Consider the following 17,601-nt stretch of genomic DNA (forward strand, 5'->3'; position numbering starts at 1 on the left):
CAACAGATGCCGGCGGCTGGTGGAAGGAGTCAACCGCCGCCGGCAAACAGTGCTCCGACTCCCGGCTGGCCGCCGAGGTCATCTTCAACCGCGGCTGGGCGACCTGTTCGTGACGCGTCGGGAGGGCCCGGTGGATGAGTCACGCGGTCTGGGCATCGGGCTTGGCTGAAGCAGCAGCCCCGGACTTGCCGCGGAGGGGTACTTCCTCGATCAGTACGGAGGCGATCAGTGCGGCAATTCCGATACAGGCGCCAGTGAGGAAGATCAGGTGGGTGGCGTGGGCGACGTCGTGGATGTAGATGAGGCCGCGGGCTGTCTGGGTGGGGTGGGCGGTGGCGGCGCTTGAGCCGGTTCCCTCTGCGGGGGTTGCTGCTGTGCCGGCGGTGACGGTGCCGGTGAACAGGGAGGCGAAGATGGCGATGCCGATGGAGCCACCGAGGTTGCGGAAGAGGTTGGTGGCGGCGGAGACGGAGCCGATGTCGCGTAGTTCGACGGCGTTCTGGGCGATGGTGCTGGACATCTGCATGCACAATCCGGTGCCTGCGCCGAGGACCACCATGTAGAGGGAGGTCAGGGTGCGGGGAGTGTCGGTGTTCATGGTGGACAGCAGTCCCATGCCGACGACCATGAGCAGGGTGCCCAGTACGGGGAAGATCTTGTAGCGGCCGGTCGCGGTCATGACCTTGCCGGCGATGCTGGAGGTGATCAGTGTGGCGATCATCAGGGGTAGCAGCAGGAGACCGGAGTTGGCGGCCGAGGCTCCTTGGACGACCTGCTGGTAGAGCGGCAGGTAGAGGGTCGCTCCGAACAGGGTGACGCCGCTGACGGTCAGCAGGATCGCGGCGATCGGGAAGTTGCGGTGCCCGCTGTAGATGCGCAGGGGCATCAGCGGCTCGGTGGCGCGCCGTTCGGTGACGATGAACGCGGCGAGCAGGGTGAGGGCGAGGACGGCCAGGCCGGTGGTCTGCCACGAGAGCCAGGCGTATGTGCTGCCGGCCCAGGTCGCGGCGAGCACGAACGCGGATATCGCGCCGGTCAGGAACATGATGCCGAGCCAGTCGATGGTGATCTTCGCGCGGCGCTGCGCGGGCGGCAGGCGGAGCAGCAGCCAGCACCAGGCGATGCAGATGACGCCGACGGGCACGTTGATGTAAAACGCCCAGTGCCAGCTCAGGTGACTGGTGACGAACCCGCCGACCAGGGGGCCGCCGAGCTGTCCGACGGCCATTACACCGGCGGTCATGCCCTGGTACTTGCCGCGCTCTCGCGGCGGCAGCAGCGCGCCGATCAGGGAGAAGGCGCCTGCGCCCATGCCGCCCGCGCCCAGGCCCTGAATGATCCGGAAGATGATCAGCTCGGTCATCGAGCCGGCCGTGCCGCACAGCACGGAGGCCGCGATGAAGAGGGCGACCGAGGTGAGGAAGACCCTCTTGCGGTTGAACAGGTCGCCGAGCTTGCCCCAGACCGGGGTGGAGCAGGCGGTGGCCAGGGTGTAGCCGGTCACCACCCAGGACATGTGGTCCAGGCCGCCGAGGTCGGCGACGACGGTGGGCATCGCGGTGCCGACGATCAGGCCGTCGAGCATCGACAGCAGCAGGGCGAGCATGACGCCGAGCAGGACCCAGCGGATGTTCTTGGGGACGGTGACGCTGTCGCCAGTGCCGGCCGGTATGGAAGGGGCCGCCATGACAGATCACCCCTTTCTGTGGATCTGGGGGACGGCGTGACGAGACGCTTGAAGCGGCCCGACCACCAACGAACGAGTTCGCTACGAACGAGTTTGAGCGAGGTGTGCAGTAGGGCGGGCGTAGAGGTAGTTCGCGGTGCGGCAGCGCATCGGCGGCCTGCATGATGCGCCTGTGCAGGCCGCCGGGAAGTGAGTGTGGGCGGGTGCTACGCGTCCGCGCTGGATGCCGATTTCGCGGTGTCGTGTACGGAGAAACGCAGCGGGTTCCCGGAGGGATCGTGTGTGGTCAGGCTGGTTCCCGTGCGCTGGTGCGGGTGGTCGGCGGCAGTGAGGCGTTCGGCCAGTCGCTCGATCGCCTCCGAGTTGGTGAGGAGCAGGTCGACGCAGGTGAGCCGGGCAGTGTCGGGTCCTGCGGGCGTGCCTCCCTGCGGGCTGAACCGGGTGGTGAGGACGAGGAGGCTGCGGTAGTCACTCACGCCGACGCCGATGAACCCGTCTCCCAGGCGGGCGTAGATCTCCAGGCCCAGCAGGTCGCGGTAGAACGGCGTGGTGCGGGTGAGGGCGGCGTCGGTCGCCTTGAGTTGGACGTGCCCCATCTGTGTCCCGGCCGGCAGGTGTGCGGGCGTGCTCGCACCGGGCTCGTCGAGAAGGTCCTGCACAGCGATCGGGGTGGAGACCACGACGGGCAGGCCCTCGTTGGTCCACTGCCATTGCTCCTGCGGGCAGGCCCAGGTCACCTCGATCGTGTGGCCGTCGGGATCGGTGACGTAGCACGACTGGCTCACGACGTGGTCGCGCGGATCGACGTCGAATCCTGCGTCGAGGTGCCGCTGGGTGAAGCGGGCCACGTCCGCCCTGGTGGGCACGAGCGGGGCGAAGTGGCTGAGCCCGGGGCTGGAGGGCGGCGGCGCGATGGCCCCGGCGACCTCGTGCAGGTCGACCAGCGCCTGTCCCTCCACGCCCAGTTGTGCTCGCTGTGTTTGACGGTCGAGGAGGCGGAAGCCTGCGACCTGCGTGTAGTAGGGCACGCTGCGTTCCAGGTCGGCCACCGTCAGCGTGACGGGTCCGAGGGTGAGTGTCTGGTCCATCCGGTAGTCGGTCATGGTCGACCTTTCATCCGTGCTGCGGCTCCCCGGGGGCGGAGCACCTGTGTGAGCCGCAGCGTGGCCGGTGTCGCGGCCCTGCTCGCAGGCAAAGCGCAGCTCTTGACTGGCGCGTGAAGTGGGCTGCGGGCCGGGGCCGTCGTGTGAGAGGAGGTCGTGCGAAGGGGCTTCAGGAAGCTGCCGGGGCTGCGCTGTTGCGGGTCTGGGCGAGGGCGTTGCTCCAGGACAGGAGCTGGTCGAGCATCGCCGTCAGGGCGGGGCCCTGGTGGTCGCCGGGGGTGAAGGTGGCGCCAAAGTCGGCGAAGTCGGTGCGCATGTTCAAGGTGACGGTCGCGGAGACGTCCGCGAGCTGCAGGGCGCCCAGGACCGGGCGCAGGGCTTCGACGGCACGCACGCCGCCGTCGAAGCCGTAGGAGACGAGGCCGGCGGCCTTGTTGTTCCACTCGGCGTGGACGCGGTCGAGGGCGTTCTTCAGGACGCCGGGGAAGGAGTGGTTGTACTCGGGGGTGACGAGGACGTAGCCGTCGTAGGCGGCGACGGTCGTGGCCCACTGCTGGGTGTGCGGGTGGGTGTAGCGGCCCATGGCGGGCGGGAACGGTTCGTCGATCTGCGGCAGGTCGACCTCGGCGAGGTCGATCAGGTCGTAGTCGGCGTCGCCGCGCTTTCGGGCCTGCTCCAGGACCCACTGTGCGACGCGTTCGCCGGCACGTCCGGTGCGGGTGCTGCCGAGAATAATCGCGATCTTCGTCATCGTGCCTCCGGTGGATGAAAGGGACGGTCGGTTCCCCGCCCCCGCGCGGTCGGTCTGCGACCGCGCGTGATGAGTCCCATGGGCGCCCGCTTGCCGAAGGGCGATGCCGGCGCCGGCCCGCAGACGGGGAACCAAGGGCAGGGTTCAGTGGCCGGCGGCCGAGGCCCGGGGGGTGAGGAAGGGGTCCAGAGCGGTGAAGACCGCCTCGGGCTCCTCGCGGATGGGCAGGTGTCCTGCGCCGGGGATAAGTTCGAACCGCGCGTGGGGGAACGCCGCGGCGTAGGCGCGGCCGAAGTCCGGGGTGACGACTGGGTCGTCGGCGCCCCAGATCACCAGGACCGGGCAGGTGACGGTGGAAAGGCGGGGCAGCATGCCGGCATCTCCCATGGCCGGCCCGGCGTAGACGCGCATGGCGGCCATCGACTGCGCGGACGGTCCGCCCTGCGGCGCCGGTCCTGCGGCCGCCGGAGCCGGTGGCCCGGCGGGCACGGTGATCTGCTGGCCGGGTATGACGGGGCCGATGGCGTCCATGAGGACGAGCCGGGAGATCCGGCCCTCGCGGTCGTCCAGGACGGTCTGGGTGGCGACCCAGCCACCGAAGGACGTGCCGATCACCGTCACGTCGTTCAGCGAGAGGTGGCCGAGCAGGTCCAGGTAGGCAGCGGCGAGTGCGGGCACGCAGTCCAGGTCGTCGGGCCGTACGGTGCCCTCCCAGCCCGGATGGGTGGGCGCGACCACTCTGTGCTCCGGTGCGAGGTGGTCGACCAGGGGCGAGATACTGGACGGGCCGGGGCCGCCGTGCAGGACGAGGACCGGGCTGCCGCTGGTGCCGGCCTCGCGCACGTCGAGATCGAGGCCGGGCCGTACAGGAATGGTGCGCTGCGGGGGTGCGGTCATGAGGTCCTCCTCCTGGATGCGGGGTGCTCGGTGGCTGAGGGCGCGGCGGCCGTAAGCGCGGGCCTCACTGGGCTGCCGGGCCAGAGGTGAAGAAGGCGACCATCTGCGCCAGGCCCTTCTCGCTGAACATCGTGTCCAGGTTGGCGGCGGACTCGGCGGCGGATGCCTCGCTGCGCGGGAAGAGTGCCTCCTCGTACGCGGCCAGGGCGGCCTCGGTGTCGCCGGGGTGGGCGGCGATGGCCAAGGCGACTTCGGCGCCGTCGAGCATGGCCAGGTTGGCGCCCTCCCCGGCGAAGGGCGACATCACGTGGGCGGCGTCACCGAGCAGCGTCACGCCCGGGACGCGGTCCCAGCGGTGGCCGACAGGCAGGGCGTGGATACGGCGCGGGGTGATCGTGTCCGCGTCGGCGACCAAGCCGCGCAGACCCTCGTCCCAGTCCTCGAAGTGGGCGAGGACCGCGGCCTTGGCGGCGGCCTGGTCGGTGAAGTCGACGGTGTCCAGCCAGCCCTCGTCAGCCTTGAGGGCCGTGTAGACGTGAAGGCTGCCGTCGGTCTCCCGGTGAGCGAGGACACCGCGTTCGCCCCCGAGGGCGATGAAGAACCCGCCGCCGATGACCGCGGCGCTGCGCGGGTGGCGGGTGTCGGCGTCGAACAGGTCGGTCTCGACGAAGGAGATGCCGGTGTAGGCGGGCCAGGCGCTGGAGACCAGCGGCCGTATCCGGGACCAGGCGCCGTCCGCGCCGATCAGGAGATCGGTGGTGATGGCCGAGCCGTCGGCGAACGTCACCTCATGGCGTCCGTCACCCAGCGTCCGGGCTCCGGCGACCTTGCGGCCCCAGTGGATCGTGCCGTCGGGCAGGGAGTCGAGCAGCAGGTCCCGCAGGTCGCCGCGGTCCACCTCCGGCCGGCCGCCGGTGCCGTCGTCCTCCTCGGCCACGTGCACGGTGCCGTCGGGGCCGAGCAGGCGCATGGCCTGACCGCCCTCGTGGACGATCTTGAGGAAGTCGTCGTGCAGGCCGGCGGCGTGCAGGGCCTTCTGCCCGTTGTTCTCGTGGATGTCGAGCATCCCGCCCTGAGTGCGGGCCGCCGCCGACGCCTCCAGCTCGAAGATCGGCGCCTCGACGCCGTTGACGTGCAGGACGCGGGCGGCGGTCAGGCCGCCGAGACCTGCGCCGATGATCGCGATCGGGAAATGACTGGTGCTCATGGGGGCCTCCGGAAGCAGTAGGGGAAACGTCTCGGTGTGCCGAGTCATCGCCGCCGACGCCGTAAAGCTCCTCGCAGGAGCGGCGTGCGCGACGGGGCGGCAAGGGATGCCTCGGCCACCCCCCCACCGTACCGAACATGTTCGTTGCGAACAAGTTCGGCACGAGGAGCGGCGGGCGGCGCGGAGACCTTCCGTTCCCCCGGGTGGCGTCCGCCCCCAGGGCGGGCCGCCCCGTCCCGGACTCAGTCCACTGCGCCCGGGACGGGTGTGCGGGTGATGCCGTTGACGAGGACGTCGAAGCTCCAGCGCATCCTGTCCGGCACCGAGCCGCCGATCAGGGCGGGCATGTGCGCGGTGATCGCCGGATGCGTGGCGGCGTCCACGGCGCGCAGGGCGCGCACGGTGGCGTCCCAGTCGCCCTCGGCGGCGGGATCGTGCTCCCGCGTCGAGTGCTCGGCGGCGGTGGCTGTCGCGTCCTGGAGCAGTTTGTCCACCCCCCAGGCGACCTGCTCGCGACCGGCCCCGCTCTGCGCAAGGAGGTCGAGGATGCGCTCCACCAGGCGCAGGTAGTTCTCGCCGCTCGGGCGGGCGACGAGCGCGGCCCGCGCGAGCTGCGGGTACTCGAACAGCACCTGGGTGTACGACGTCATGACGGCACGCAGCTGCTCGCGCCAGTCCTCACCGCCGTCCCGTCCGGTCAGGTCGACCTCGCCGAGCAGGGAATCCAGGACGGCCGCATGCAGCTCGGCGGTGTTGGCGACGTAGACGTACAGTGACGCCGGACCGGTGTCCAGCTCCTGCGCCAAGCGGCGCATCGTGACCTTCCCCAGCCCCTCCGCCCGCATGATCCGCACAGCGGTGTCCACAATCCAGCGCCGGGACAGGGCGGGCTTCGCCGGACGCTCCCGGCGGCTGATCGGCTCTCTTCTCGCAGTCATAATCCGATCGTAACGAACATGTTCGAAACGCGGGGTTGCCCGGTTCGCCTTCGGCCCTCACGGATGCTGCTTCTGGCTCGCCCAGGGCCAGTGGGGTTGCCCAGGCCCCCGTACAGCGCTAGGACGGCCTCTCGCTCGTTCCGCCCGCCGCGCCCCAACGGCCGATGAAGTCGTCCAGGGCGCGGCGTTGCTGTTCCTCGCGGGCGATCTGCTGGGCGAGCACGGTTCGGTCGACGTACGGTTCGACGGCGGCGAGGACCAGGCGCTGGAGTTCGGCCGGTTCGAGGGCTTCGACCTCCCACTGCACGGGGTGCTCGAGGTCGAAGCCGTCGGTTTTCCCAGTTCAGGCCGAGTTTCATAGCGACGGCATGGGCAACAGTGGTGTTACCCATGCCGCAGCTGCAGTCCGTGTCAGTTCTACAGGATCTCGTCGAAGGGCCGATCTCCTGAAGTTTCCCCGTGATCCTGGACACTCCTCTTCTACGCTGCGGTCCACCCTGCCGAGACCTCCGACCCGCCGAGGCCCCGAGACCGGCGAGAGCACGATGCCGCCGACCGGGCCGTGCGCGGTCATGCGGAGGCGCGCCGCACCACCTCATGCGCGAGGACGATCTCGCGGGCCGGTCCGGTGTAACCGTCGAGGCGGTCGATCAGCAGCCGGGCCGCGCTGCGGCCGATCTCCCGCGCCGGATTGAGCACCGTCGTCAGAGCCGGGGCGACCATCGACGCCGCGTCGATGTCGTCGTACCCGGCGACGGCCAGCCGGCCCGGCACGTCCAGGCCGCGCGCCCGGGCCACGTCCAGTGCCCCGATCGCGATGAGGTCGTTGGCGCACACCACGGCGTCCGGCGGCTCGGCGGCATCGAGCAGGTGGGCCGCGCCGACGCGCCCGCCCTCCCGGGTGAAGCCGGTCCACACAGTCAGCTCCTCGGGCACGGGGCGGCCCGCCTCCCCGAGGGCCTGGTGGTAGCCCTCGTACCGTTCGCCGCCCGGCTCGACGCCCTGCTCGCCGCCGATGAATCCGATCCTCCGGTAGCCGCGCTTGACGGCCAGGTACCGGACCAGGTCGCGCATGCCCTCGGTCTCGGCGCCACGCACCACGTCGCCGGGGCCGTCGGCGATCCGGGTGCCGAGCCTGACGAGCCGCGCGCCGGAACCGGCGATCAGGTCGAGGTCCACGCGTCGCGCGCCGAACCGCCCGAGCACGATGCCGTCCAGTCGACGGGCCGCCAACTGTTTGAGTACGGAGGGAAGTTGGGGGCCACCCGTCATGGGTGCCTCGCAGACCACGGTGAGCAGGTCGCGCGCGTACGCGACGGCCTGGATGCCCGCCGCCAACTCGGTGTTGAACGGGTTGGTGATGTCCGGTACCACGAGCCCGATGGTGTCGGTTCGCTGGGTGCGCAGCCCGCGCGCCGATGGATCCGCCTGGTAGCCCAGGCGCCGCACCGCGTCCTCGACCCGGGCCCGGGTGGCCGCCGAGACGGGACGCCGCCCGCTGATCACGTGCGACACCGTCGTGACGCTGACTCCGGCGGCGGCCGCCACGTCCACGATCTTGACGCGGCCCGAGCCGTGCACATCCGCCTCCCGAAGGTTCGTGGCGCACCGGCGGCGCCGTGTTCGGCTTCACTCTACCCAGAACGCAAAACGTTTTGTAGTGTGCTCGGCGTCGAGGCGCTATGCACATGGTTCTGCCTCTCTCTGCCATACAAAACGATTTGGATCCATGATGGTCACAGCTCTCGTTCCAGGGGCACTTCGCGATGCACAGTGGGCGCCATGAACCGTGCCCCGAGGCCCGCGCGCTCCCTCAGCCGCAGAAGGCTGCTCGGCACCGCCCTCGCCGCCGCGTCCGGCGGGGTCCTCACCGGGTGTTCCTCGTCAGGTACCTCCGGCGCCTCCGGTCCCTCCAGGGGAACGGTGCGATTCCTCGGGCCCGAGACCCCCGCGACGTTCGCGCCGGTGATCCACGGTTTCGAGAGGGCCCACCCCGGAGTGCGCGTGGCGTACACCGCCGTACCGCCCGCCCAGCTCAACGACGTCCTCCAGCTTCGCCTGTCCGCCAAGGACTCGGCCATCGACGTCTACTGCGTCGACCAGCCGCGCATCCCCGCGCTGAGCGCCCGCGGCTTCCTCACCAACCTCACCCCGGTGAGCCGACGGGCCCGCGCGGCCGTCACCGAGGAGCAGTACGAGATCAGCTCCTGGAACGGCACCCTGCGTTCGTTGCCGGTATGGACGTCCACCCAGTACCTCTTCTACAACGCGGACCTGCTGAGGAAGGTGGGCGTGGACGTCCCTTCCGCCGACCCCGCCGAGCGCTGGACCTGGGAGAAGACCCTTGACGTGGGGCGCCGCGCGATGAAGCGGGCGGGTTGCGACTACGCCCTGGTCCTGGAGCAGACGGACGCCTACTACGGCCTGCAGCCGCTGGTCGAGGGCCTCGGCGGCGGATCCGGCATCACCGGCAGGGACATGCTCACCCCCGCCGTCACCACGGACGGCTGGCAGCGCGCCATGCGCTGGTACGGCAAGCTCTTCGCCGACGGCCTCTCTCCGCGCGGCATCACGTCCTTCCAACTGTCCTCCCTGTTCACCGCCGGCCGGGTGCCGTTCTTCGTCGGCGGCCCCTGGAACCTGGGCTCGTTCGCCGCCCTCAAGAACCTCACCTGGGGGACGGCCCCGCAGCCGTACTTCGAGGGCGGTCGCCCCGTCACCCCGACCGACTCCTGGTCATGGGGCATCAACCCGTACAGCAGCCGCCAGAACCTGGGCCTGCGCTTCATGGAGTACGCGACACTGACCACCCCCGGAAGCCTCGCCACGGTCGCCGCCTCGCCGCTCATCCCCTCCCACCGCACCGCTTTCGAGCAGTACGCGGCCGGCTTGGAGAAGAAGGCCACGCGGTCCACCGAGGGCGTCGCCGCGATCATGCGATACGAGCTGGAGCACACGGCCGTCAGCCGCCCACGCTCCATCGGCTACACCCAGTTCGAGACCGTACTGGCATCGGCCTTCTCCGACATCCGCAACGGTTCACCGGTCGAAGCCCGCCTCGCCAAGGCCTCGGACGAGCTCGTACGCACCTGGGAGAGACTGCGATGACCACCACCACCGCCAAGGCCGGCGAGGATTCGGCAGCCCCTGCCGCCGAGATCCAGAGCTCGGCCCGCCGCCGACGGCCCCGGTCCCAGGCCCGCACCGCGCTCGCCTTCCTGGCCCCCGCACTGCTCACGCTTCTCGCGCTGCGCCTGCTGCCCGCAGGGCTGGCGGTCGTCGACAGCCTGCGCCACCACAGTCTCGTCGACGGCGTCACCCGCTTCGTCGGCCTCGCCAACTACCGCGACTTGTTCGGCGATCCGCAGTTCTGGCAGAGCGTGCGCGTCACGCTGTTGTTCAGCCTGATCGTCAACCCGCTCCAAGTGCTGTGCGCACTCGGCCTCGCCGCCCTGTTCAACCGGCGCTTCGCGGGTGCACGTCTGTGGCGCTCCCTCGTCTTCGCGCCGATCGCGGTGCCGCCCGCGGTCTCCGCCGTGATCTGGGGCATCCTCTATCGGCCCGAAGGCCCGCTCAACGCGGTCCTCGGCGTTCTCGGCCTCCCCTCCCAGCCGTTCCTGACCAGCCCCTCCCAAGCGCTCTACGCACTGATCGTGCTGATGTCGTGGGTCGGTGTCGGGTACTGGATGACGTTCCTCATCGCCGGCCTGCAGGACATTCCGCAGGAGTGCTACGACGCCGCCGCCATGGACGGCACCAACGCCTGGCAGCGTTTCGTCCACGTCACACTGCCCCTGCTGCGCCGACCGCTCGCCTTCGTGCTCGTCGCCGACACCGTCTCCAACTTCCTGGTGTTCGCGCCGGTGCAACTGCTCACCGGCGGCGGCCCCGAGGGCTCCACCAACCTGCTCATGTACGACGTCTTCCGCCGCGCCTACAGCGTCGGCGACATCCACTACGCCCAGGCCGAGGTGGTGCTGCTCGTCGCGCTCACCCTCGCAATCGTCGCCGTGCAATACCGGCTGATGCAGGGCAAGGGCGAGGAGTAGCCATGACGACCCTCCACCGTTCCGCCCCGGGTACGCCGAGGCGACTCTCGCCGGCCCGGCACATGCCGATGATCGCCGCCGTGGTGATCGGCGTGCTCTTCGCGCTGCCGTTGCTGTGGGTGCTCGCGGGCTCCCTGCGCCCCGGCTCCCAGGTCCTCGCGAGCCTCGACGACCTGTCCTGGCGCAGCCTGATCCCCACCGACGCCACGTTCGACAACTACGTCACCCTCTTCCAGGGCGCCTTCGGCCGGGCCGTCCTCAACTCCGTGCTGGTCGCCGCCGTCACCGTCGCGCTGGGCCTGCTGGTCTCGGCCAGCGCCGCGTTCGGACTGTCCGTCTTCGCGTTCCGGGGCAGAGGTCTGGTCTTCGCGGTGATCCTGCTCACTTTCATGATCCCGTTTGACGCGATCGCGATCCCCCTGTCCTCGCTGTTCCGTTCCTGGGAACTGCAGAACACGTACGCGGGTCTCACCCTGCCCGGCATAGGAAACGGCCTGGCCATCTTCCTGCTGCGCCAGTTCTTCCTCGCCGTCCCGAGGGAACTCGTCGAAGCGTCCCGCATCGACGGCCTCAGCTGGTGGGGCGTCTTCACCCGCGTCTACCTTCCGCTGTCACGGCCCGCGCTCGTCGGCGCCGGACTCACCCTGTTCACCTTCCAGTGGCAGTCGTACATGTGGCCCCTGCTCATCGGCACCGAACCCGCCAAACAGCTCGGCCCCATCGCGCTCGGCACCCTGCAGGGGCAGATGGTCGTCGACTACGGACAGGTCTTCGCGGCCGCCGTCGTCCTCACTCTCATCCCGCTCGTCGTACTGCTGCGGCTGCAGCGCCACTTCACTCAGTCCATCGCGAGCAGCGGCCTCAAGTAGCCACCGCCCACCGACCCCCGCCGTCCGTCCTCCCGCAGGCCGCCGGCCCACGGCCCACGGGTCCCGCACACGTACAAGGACACACATGACTTTCCACCACCTCCTCCTGGACACTGACATCGGCAGCGACGTCGACGACGCCCTCGCGCTCGGCGTCCTGCTCGGCTCGCCCGAGCAGGTCCGCGTCGAGGCCGTCACCACCGTCTACGGCGACACCCTGCTGCGCGCCCGCCTCGCCCACCGTCTCGCCGCCTTCGCGGGGCACGACCTGACCGTGGTGCCCGGAGCGGAGGAGACCCTGTCCGGAAAGGAGGTCTGGTGGGCCGGACACGAGGGCCGGGCCTTCACCAACCTGGAGACCGAGCCCGTACGCGACGACGTCCCCGCTCACCGCTTCCTCGCCGACGCCGTCCTCGCCCGGCCCGGCGAACTCGACATCATGGGCATCGCCCCGCAGGCCAACCTCGCCCGCGCCATCACCCACGAACCGGGCTTCGCCCCGGCGGTGCGCACGCTCTATCTCATGGGCGGCCATTTCACGCCCGACGCCGGGCCCGAGCACAACATCGTCAGTGACATCACGGCCGCCCGCACCGTCTTCGCCTCCGGCATCCCGACCGTCATCACCGGCCTGGAGATCACCCGCAGGGTCCGCATCGGCCGCGACGGCATCGAACGCATCCGCGCCGCCGGCGTCTACGGTGCTGCCCTCGCCCGCGAAATCGATGCCTGGACAAGGTTCACAGGCGAGGGCTGGAGCGTCCCGCACGACCCGATCACCGCCCTGTCGATGCTCTGCCCAGAGCTGTACGGGACCGAGCGCGGTACGGTCACGGTCGACGACGAGGGCCGTACCGCCTTCCACCGCGACTCCGAGGGCCCGGTCCGCCTTGTCGTCGACGTCGACCTGGACGCGGTCGCCGAGGAGATCGTAACCCGTATCGAGAGGGCCGGAACCGAGTCCGCCATCTCCTACTGAGGTTTTCGTTGGTTCTGTGGTGGTTGAGCATGGATCGCCAGACCCGAGTGGGTGAGGAAGGGCCACGGGAGTTGTTCATCGGAGGAGACCGGTGGATGCCACGTTCAGCGGTGTCGGCGAGGTTGGCCAGCTCGCGTGTTCTGGTCGCCGACCACAGCAGTTCCACCGGGTTGAGCTTCCCCGAGACGCGGGGAGAGGTGACAGCAGGTCAGATGGGTCTCACGAGAGGAGAGCAGACGATGTCTGCCCCGAGAAAATATACCCGCTGGAGTTGCGTGACCGTGCGGTCCGCATGTATCGCGCCGCCGAACCGAAGCCCGTCATCCGCCGCATGGCCTAGGAACTCGGGGTGCACCACGAGGCCCTGCGCAACTGGATCCGGCAGCCGGAGGCCGACGCCGGCGAACGGGAAGACCTGCTGACCACCGCCGAGCGCGAGGAGCTGGTGGCTGATACCGCGTGTGGCTCCGGCGACACCTCCGGCCCAGGCCACCCCACACGATCCGCTCCTCTCCGACACGCCCCGTCTTCGCCTGATCCACCGGCACCCGGACCGATCACCACCGCCCAGATCTTGGGTGAGCTGGTCTCACCAGGGACGGTTCCGCTCGGAAGCCGCCTTCGCCACCTTCGCCGGTGTTTCGCCGATCCCTGCCTCGTCCGGGCTGACCAACCGACACCGTCTCAACCGCAGCGGCGACCGGCAGCTCAACCGGGCCATGCACACGATCACCCTGATCCGGATGCGACTCGCCCCCTCTACGAAGACGTACGTCGCACGCAAGATCACCGAAGGGAAGACCTCCCGTGACGCCCAGCGATGCCTCAAGCGGGTGGTCTGCCGCCAGATCTTCAAGATCCTGGAGCGCGGCGACCGAAACACTTCGAAGAACTCACTCAAGCGGCTTGACACGACATAGCAGCCTGGGCGGACAACCACACGGGCATCCTGGAGGGACCGGACGACCCGAGCCGGGACATCGACAACAAGATCACCGGCCCGGCCGACTCGTTCGGCTTCCAGTCGATCGCCGGGGAGAACACCGGCGCGGGCGCGTGGATGTACCACTGCCACGTGCAGAACCATTCCGACATGGGGATGGCGGGGCTGTTCCTGGTGGCCAAGGCGGACGGCAGCATCCCGGGCTATGACCCGGGCCACCATGGCGGCACGGGGCACGGGTCATAGCCCGTCCGGCGGGGGCCTGGGCCGGACGATCCGGCGGTCAGGCGGTGTGCAGCCGCAGGCCGTACGTCGACAGGATCTCGTTGATGGGCTGGAACCAGATCTCGCCGCCGCTGGTGCAGTTGCCGTAGCCGCCCGAGGTCACACCTTGGGCCTGGTCACCGCTGATGAACGAGCCACCGGAGTCACCGCCCTCGGCGCACACATTGGTCCTGGTCATCTGGTACACGGCGCCCTGCGCGTAGTTCACCGTCTCGTTCTTGGCCAGGACTGTGCCGCAGTGCCACTTGGTGGTGGAACCGGACCGGCAGATGGAGGCGCCGACCGGCGCCTCCGCGGAGCCGCGGACCAGCGCGTCCGGGACGGTGCCCCAGCCGAGCACCACGGGGACGGTCCACCAGCCGCTGCCCACGCTCACCCACGCGTAGTCGTTGCCGGGGAAGGACGATCCCCGAAACGTGCCGATGTACGAGCCGTCCCAGCCGTTCACCCCGGCCCCGCTGGTGCCGCAGTGCCCGGCCGTGACGAAGCCGCCCTGCACCGAGAAGCCTATGGAGCAGCGGACGTTGCCGGTGTAGTACGGGTCGCCGCCGACCGTGCCCGCGGCGAGGGTCTTCGGCGCCCGGGCAGGGGCCTTCTCGACGGTAACCGGGACCGTGGCGGCGCGCTCGGCGGCGCCGAGGAAGGTGCGTACGGCCGCGTCGTCCTCGGCTCCGGCCCGCACCCGGACCACCACACTGCCCGACCGGGGGTCGACGCCCCAGCTGCTCACCGCGGCCGGGGCGGCGTGCTTCTTCGCCTGTCGGTCGAGTCTCGCCTTGGCCGCGTCGAGTGCGGCCGCGCTGCGGGCGACGGTCCGGACCGTGGCGCCGGTGGCCCGTACCGCCGCGGCCTTCTCCGCGCTGGTGACGCCAACGACCAGCTTGCCGGTGGCAGCGTCGAACCAGGATCCGCCGTAGGCCGCGCCCGCGGCGCGCTTGGCCTTCGGCTCGGTCTTCATGGCCGCGGCCTCCTGGCTCAGCCGGGTCCGCGCCTGCTCCGCGGTGAGGCCGAGGTCCTGGCCGAGGGCGCGCACGAACTTCGCGGACAGCGCGTCCGCGGTCCCGGGGGCAGGCGCCGCCGAGGCGGACGAGAGCGCGCCACCGGCGCCGGACACTGTGCAGAGAACGAGAAGTGCGGACAGAGCCGCACGGACAACGTGCTTACGTCGCATAGCTGTTCCCCTTCAGCTGTGGAGTGAGAGCACTCTCTCCCCTTCAATCGCGGGGAGCCTATCGATCCACCGGGAAAAGTCCAGACCAAGCTGAGAAGTCCACCGAGTACCTGACGGCACCTGGTTGTGCCAGCAGGGGGTCTGTCAAACGAGTGGCTCTGCCCCATAGTCGGTGGTGACGCGGAGTAAGCGGTCAGGGCAGAAGGATGCGGTGGCGGAGGAGGTCGAATCCGGCGCGGCCGAGTATCTGTCGCATGATCCTCTTGGTGCGGGTGTTGATGCCTTCGGTGCGACCGTTGTGGTAGGGCAAGGTGAGGTCGGCGTTCACCGCGGATCGGTCGATTTCGAGACCGTTGGTGAAGCTGCGCAGGTGAGGCAGGTCGATGGCCCGGGCGGTCGTGATCCACTCGGTGAGTTTCACGTCGTTGTCGCTTCCCTCGGGCAGGATGGCCATCCCGCGGTGGGCCAAGGTGCGGGCGGCGTCGGCGAGGATGCGGCGGCGCCGGGGCGAGGCGGCCAGGCTGGAGTCGCCCGCGTCGGCGGCGCCCGCCAGCGCGTCGAAGTCGACGCGCTGGCGGGGCTGTCGGGCGAGGAACGCGGCCATGTGATCGGCGGCGGTCACACGGCGTCCTGCTCGGGGGCTTGAGTGTCTGGTTCTGCCTCGGTGCGCAGGACGGTTCGGCGCAGGAGATGGGCAGAGGTGATGCCGTCGTCTTGGGCGCGGGCGACGCCGGCAGTGACGGCGTCGCCGTACCGGTCGAGGATCTGGACGTAGCGCCGTTCAGTGCGCACGTCCACGCCGTTGCGCATGCGGATGATGACGGGGAAGCGGCCCAGGGCAGGCAGATCGTTGGATCCGGTGGTGTGGACGAGCTGGATACCGTGGGCGGCGGCGCGGCGCTGCAGGTCGACGAAGGGCCTGTAGTCGGCCTTCCCGAAGGGATTGTCCAGCACCAGTGTGCCCACTCCGGCGGGGATGCGCCGGTCCCGCTGTACTGCACGCATCCGGGCAAGTGTGCAGTACAGCAGCACGGACACGGTCAGCAGTTCGCCGCCGCTGAATTTCTGGATCTCGGTGACGGATTCACGTTCGACGTTGTCCAGGCTCTGCGTCGGCTTGATGATTTTCGCGACGATGTTGCCGTGGCAGCCAAGGGCTGCCAGGAACAGTGGTTTGGCCAGGTCAATCGCCTCAGGCAGGGCGCTGGCCCGTCCGGCGGCCTTGGCCGGCAGGTTGGTGATGAGACGGTCGACCTCGGCGGACAGTCTCCGAGCCAGTTCGTCGCCTCTGGCGCGCTGGCGCAGCTCCAGCGACAGGAACCGCCGGCTGGACCAACTCCCCAGATACTTGGGAAGACGGGAGTGGTGGGCGACTTCTTCCACGCTGTCCAGGACCGCTTCGACTGTGCTCGTACAGGCGTCCACGACGCGGGCCTGGTCCTCGGCGGACTCGGCCAGCAGCGCGACCACCTGCCGTTCGCGCTCCTCGATGTCCTCCAGGAGTGCGGCCAGCCGGGCGGGGGTGGTGAGGTCTTCCCGCAGGCGCTCGCGCAGCCGTCCGTCGACGATCTGCAGGTACTCCGGCTGTTGTGCGAGCCGTCCCACCTTCCGCACGTCCTTGCACAGGGCGGTTCTGGCTCTCTCCAGGGCGCGGTCGGCCTGAGTGACCTCGCGGACGAGGGCGTCCTTGATCTGCTCGGCGTCGTGCGGCTGCAGCGACTGCGCGGTCACGGCGGAGAGCCCGTGCTGTTCGAGCAGGAGCGCGTCCACAGTCATCTCCGCGGCGCCGTCAGCACCCTGGCCAAGGGCTGGATAGTCGCTTGCCGCACTGAGGGCGCTGACCGAGTGCCGAAGCTGCGCGGCGTGGCTGGCCGCCTGGTCGGCGCGCCGGTGGATCTTCTCGGCGTCCAGATGCCGCACCTGGGCGAGGACGCGGTCCTGTTCCAGCAGGTGCTGGGCTTCCTGCAGCTGCTTCTGCGCTTCCTGGGTGCTGTCGATGGCCGGCACCGTGACACCGGAGAAGTCATCGAGGGCGGTGGCCGCCTCTTCGTGGTCCTTGGTGGCCTGCCGCACTAGCAGCCCCGCTTCCGCCTCCGCACGCTCAGCGTCTTTCAGAGTTCTGTCGGCAACGGCGATGCGGGCAGCAAGGTGCTCGGCGTCCATCGTCTCGGCTTGGTCCAAGAGTTCGGTGGCCTGAGCGCGTGCGGCAGAGCCAGCCTCGGCCAGCTTCTGCTTGAGATTCTTGATGGCGGTTTCGGCAGTGGTGAGCCGCTGTTGCAGGGCGGTGTCGCTGATGCCGTTGAGCCAGTCCCGCCGGGTCTGTGCCCAGCGCTCGCGCAGGGCCTGCACGCTGCCCTCGGGCACGACAGCCGGACGGGCGGCGGCGAGGACCTCGTCGGACAGGTCCTGCCGGATCTCGTGCGTCCATCCCTTCCAGCGCTCCGCGCGGTCCTGGCTGAGCTGCTTGTGCGCCCCGCTCCTGCTCCAGGGCGGCCTGCCAGCGGTTTTGCATGCCTGAGCCGCCACACGGTACTCCCGGGCCTCGGCCTGAGCATGACGAGGTCCGGTTCGGCGATGACGTTCTGGAGGAGAGCGCAGTCAGTGACCGTGCGGGCCATCGGCCCGTCCTGACAGTAGGTGTCGAGACTGGTAGGCGGCAGCGATGGCACCCGTCCGTAGGGGGCCGGAACCCGATGACGCCGCACAGAGCCGACGGAACCCG

General features: G+C 69.8%; 15 protein-coding genes and 2 pseudogenes. 6 read left to right on the forward strand and 11 right to left on the reverse strand.

The genetic code is table 11. The features are described from left to right. Positions 1-139: 139 nt before the first annotated feature. The 8 genes from ASC60_RS32120 to ASC60_RS32155 form a co-directional block, all read right to left on the reverse strand. Positions 140-1,687 (reverse strand): MDR family MFS transporter, encoded by a 1,548-nt coding sequence (locus ASC60_RS32120; protein WP_055557162.1) that lies wholly within the window; start codon positions 1,685-1,687, stop codon positions 140-142. A gap of 206 nt (positions 1,688-1,893) precedes the next feature. After that, positions 1,894-2,790, reverse strand: coding sequence for a VOC family protein (locus ASC60_RS32125; protein ID WP_055557164.1), 897 nt, complete (start codon positions 2,788-2,790; stop codon positions 1,894-1,896). 169 nt (positions 2,791-2,959) lie between these two features. Beyond that, entirely contained in the window at positions 2,960-3,541 is a 582-nt protein-coding gene (locus ASC60_RS32130; protein ID WP_055557166.1) for an NADPH-dependent FMN reductase, read from the reverse strand. Positions 3,542-3,685: 144 nt separating this feature from the next. After that, the gene (locus ASC60_RS32135) at positions 3,686-4,438 is read right to left on the reverse strand and encodes an alpha/beta fold hydrolase (protein WP_055557168.1); all 753 of its coding nucleotides are present in this window, start codon (positions 4,436-4,438) and stop codon (positions 3,686-3,688) included. 64 nt (positions 4,439-4,502) lie between these two features. After that, positions 4,503-5,645 carry an NAD(P)/FAD-dependent oxidoreductase gene (locus ASC60_RS32140; protein ID WP_079038764.1) on the reverse strand — a complete coding sequence of 381 codons (1,143 nt, stop codon included), beginning with the start codon at positions 5,643-5,645 and terminating at the stop codon, positions 4,503-4,505. 242 nt (positions 5,646-5,887) lie between these two features. Beyond that, positions 5,888-6,583 carry a TetR/AcrR family transcriptional regulator gene (locus tag ASC60_RS32145; RefSeq protein ID WP_055557172.1) on the reverse strand — a complete coding sequence of 232 codons (696 nt, stop codon included), beginning with the start codon at positions 6,581-6,583 and terminating at the stop codon, positions 5,888-5,890. A gap of 118 nt (positions 6,584-6,701) precedes the next feature. Further along, positions 6,702-6,890: a hypothetical protein gene (locus ASC60_RS32150; RefSeq protein WP_055557174.1), complete on the reverse strand. Its 189-nt coding sequence runs from the start codon at positions 6,888-6,890 to the stop codon at positions 6,702-6,704. Between the two features lie 263 nt (positions 6,891-7,153). Next, the gene (locus tag ASC60_RS32155; protein ID WP_055557176.1) at positions 7,154-8,164 is read right to left on the reverse strand and encodes a LacI family DNA-binding transcriptional regulator; all 1,011 of its coding nucleotides are present in this window, start codon (positions 8,162-8,164) and stop codon (positions 7,154-7,156) included. A 201-nt stretch (positions 8,165-8,365) separates the two neighbouring features. On the opposite strand from ASC60_RS32155, the gene ASC60_RS32160 reads away from it, so the two are divergent. From ASC60_RS32160 to ASC60_RS40080, 6 genes and pseudogenes are all read left to right on the forward strand, one after another. Continuing rightward, positions 8,366-9,691 (forward strand): ABC transporter substrate-binding protein, encoded by a 1,326-nt coding sequence (locus tag ASC60_RS32160; protein WP_079038765.1) that lies wholly within the window; start codon positions 8,366-8,368, stop codon positions 9,689-9,691. Next, the gene (locus ASC60_RS32165; RefSeq protein WP_055557180.1) at positions 9,688-10,632 is read left to right on the forward strand and encodes a carbohydrate ABC transporter permease; all 945 of its coding nucleotides are present in this window, start codon (positions 9,688-9,690) and stop codon (positions 10,630-10,632) included. The genes ASC60_RS32160 and ASC60_RS32165 overlap by 4 nt, the downstream gene beginning before the upstream one ends. 2 nt (positions 10,633-10,634) lie before the next feature. Next, positions 10,635-11,501: a carbohydrate ABC transporter permease gene (locus tag ASC60_RS32170; RefSeq protein WP_055557182.1), complete on the forward strand. Its 867-nt coding sequence runs from the start codon at positions 10,635-10,637 to the stop codon at positions 11,499-11,501. Positions 11,502-11,586: 85 nt separating this feature from the next. Then, positions 11,587-12,480 (forward strand): nucleoside hydrolase, encoded by an 894-nt coding sequence (locus tag ASC60_RS32175; RefSeq protein ID WP_055557184.1) that lies wholly within the window; start codon positions 11,587-11,589, stop codon positions 12,478-12,480. Positions 12,481-13,058: 578 nt separating this feature from the next. After that, positions 13,059-13,400, forward strand: a complete 342-nt coding sequence (locus ASC60_RS32185; RefSeq protein ID WP_055557188.1) for an IS110 family transposase — start codon at positions 13,059-13,061, stop codon at positions 13,398-13,400. Between the two features lie 5 nt (positions 13,401-13,405). Then, positions 13,406-13,669, forward strand: a pseudogene (locus tag ASC60_RS40080) (multicopper oxidase domain-containing protein); the annotation flags it as partial. Between the two features lie 37 nt (positions 13,670-13,706). Here ASC60_RS40080 and ASC60_RS32190 read toward each other — a convergent pair. The 3 genes and pseudogenes from ASC60_RS32190 to ASC60_RS43430 form a co-directional block, all read right to left on the reverse strand. After that, positions 13,707-14,879 (reverse strand): S1 family peptidase, encoded by a 1,173-nt coding sequence (locus tag ASC60_RS32190; RefSeq protein ID WP_055557190.1) that lies wholly within the window; start codon positions 14,877-14,879, stop codon positions 13,707-13,709. A 193-nt stretch (positions 14,880-15,072) separates the two neighbouring features. Further along, a pseudogene (locus tag ASC60_RS40085) lies at positions 15,073-15,306 on the reverse strand (transposase); the annotation flags it as partial. Between the two features lie 191 nt (positions 15,307-15,497). Beyond that, positions 15,498-17,405, reverse strand: coding sequence for a hypothetical protein (locus tag ASC60_RS43430; protein ID WP_055557192.1), 1,908 nt, complete (start codon positions 17,403-17,405; stop codon positions 15,498-15,500). Positions 17,406-17,601 lie beyond the last annotated feature (196 nt).

Source organism: Streptomyces sp. NBRC 110028, assembly GCF_001417735.1.
Classification (GTDB): Bacteria; Actinomycetota; Actinomycetes; order Streptomycetales; family Streptomycetaceae; genus Streptomyces.

What these genes read in the sequence shown, in the direction of transcription:
- ASC60_RS32175 (WP_055557184.1), top strand. Translation starts at nt 11,587, where the DNA reads ATGACTTTCCACCACCTCCTCCTGGACACTGACATCGGCAGCGACGTC.
- ASC60_RS32160 (WP_079038765.1), top strand. Translation starts at nt 8,366, where the DNA reads ATGAACCGTGCCCCGAGGCCCGCGCGCTCCCTCAGCCGCAGAAGGCTG.
- ASC60_RS32145 (WP_055557172.1), bottom strand. Translation starts at nt 6,583, where the DNA reads ATGACTGCGAGAAGAGAGCCGATCAGCCGCCGGGAGCGTCCGGCGAAG.
- ASC60_RS32130 (WP_055557166.1), bottom strand. Translation starts at nt 3,541, where the DNA reads ATGACGAAGATCGCGATTATTCTCGGCAGCACCCGCACCGGACGTGCC.
- ASC60_RS32125 (WP_055557164.1), bottom strand. Translation starts at nt 2,790, where the DNA reads ATGACCGACTACCGGATGGACCAGACACTCACCCTCGGACCCGTCACG.
- ASC60_RS32165 (WP_055557180.1), top strand. Translation starts at nt 9,688, where the DNA reads ATGACCACCACCACCGCCAAGGCCGGCGAGGATTCGGCAGCCCCTGCC.
- ASC60_RS32135 (WP_055557168.1), bottom strand. Translation starts at nt 4,438, where the DNA reads ATGACCGCACCCCCGCAGCGCACCATTCCTGTACGGCCCGGCCTCGAT.
- ASC60_RS32190 (WP_055557190.1), bottom strand. Translation starts at nt 14,879, where the DNA reads ATGCGACGTAAGCACGTTGTCCGTGCGGCTCTGTCCGCACTTCTCGTT.
- ASC60_RS32170 (WP_055557182.1), top strand. Translation starts at nt 10,635, where the DNA reads ATGACGACCCTCCACCGTTCCGCCCCGGGTACGCCGAGGCGACTCTCG.
- ASC60_RS32120 (WP_055557162.1), bottom strand. Translation starts at nt 1,687, where the DNA reads ATGGCGGCCCCTTCCATACCGGCCGGCACTGGCGACAGCGTCACCGTC.
- ASC60_RS32140 (WP_079038764.1), bottom strand. Translation starts at nt 5,645, where the DNA reads ATGAGCACCAGTCATTTCCCGATCGCGATCATCGGCGCAGGTCTCGGC.